1 protein-coding gene and 1 pseudogene are annotated in these 1,146 nt (G+C 47.2%); both read left to right on the top strand.

All coding sequences use genetic code 11. The features are described from left to right. Positions 1-493, top strand: a pseudogene (locus A3757_RS26235) (IS21 family transposase); the annotation flags it as partial. Between the two features lie 30 nt (positions 494-523). Then, positions 524-1,146: IS21-like element helper ATPase IstB (gene istB, locus A3757_RS03675; RefSeq protein ID WP_068739186.1), on the top strand; the 623-nt coding region annotated here is incomplete at its 3' end.

Genomic DNA, 1,146 nt, shown 5'->3' with positions numbered 1-1,146 from the left:
TCATCATCTGGTGAAGTCTCAAGTAGAAGCCCAAGCAAGCCAAGATAGCGTTGCTATTTTCTTCAAAGGAAAACAGGTTGCACGACATGCTAGGAGCTTGCGCCAAGGGGGTTTTACCACCAATGCTCACCACATGCCTGAGCCCCATCGAAAGCACCAAGCCTGGACGCCGGAGAGACTGATCTCTTGGGGCGCTCGAATCGGGCCTGCAACGCAATCCATCGTACTAAACCTACTCGAACAAAAGAAGGTACCCGAACAAGCTTATCGAGTCTGCTTGGGTTTACTGAATCTGGCAAAACAATACACACCAGAAAGATTAGAAGCCGCTTGCTTACGGGCTCAGCATATCAATGCCCGACGACTGGCAAATATTAAGTCCATATTAGAAAGCAATATGGATCAACTGCCACTTCCATTATCACCTCAGACTTCGCCATCACCTCAAACAGAGACTCATCGTAACGTGCGCGGCGCTGATTACTACCACTAAAAACCCACCCCAAAACCAATAGGAAAAAACATGTTAGAAACACAAAGCTTACAGCAACTTCGACAGCTCAAGTTAACCGGTTTAGCCGAAGCACTAGAGATGCAGTTTAATCAACCCAATACCTATGAAGAGCTTAGCTTCGCCGAACGAATTAACCTAGCAGTACAACAAGAAGTGACTTACCGGCACGACAAACGCTTACAACGATTGCTCAAGGCTGCTCGCTTCAAGGTCACCGCTAGAATGGAAGATATCGACTACAGCCACCCACGTGGCTTAAAGCAAAGTACAGTCGCGGGCTTGCAAAGCAATACCTGGATAAGCAAAGGGCAAAATCTGGTAATGACGGGACCAACAGGCTGCGGAAAAACCTATCTTGCTTGTGCATTAGGACATCATGCCTGTCTGCACGGTTATCAAGTACGATACTTCAGAGCCTCGCGGTTGTTCGAGCAGCTGACCATCTCACACGGCGATGGTAGCTACCTAAGACTCTTAAACCAAATAGCCAAGGCTGATGTTCTAATTATCGATGACTGGGGCTTGGAGGCTTTAACACAGCCTCAAAAAAATGATCTACTCGAAATTATGGAAGATCGCCACAACAGTAAATCGACCATAGTGACTAGCCAATTACCGATGACGAAGTGGCA

The sequence above is a fragment of the Oleiphilus sp. HI0117 genome, assembly GCF_001635235.1.
The sequence above is the reverse complement of the archived record's forward strand: the minus strand, read 5'-3'. Positions and strand labels throughout refer to the sequence as shown.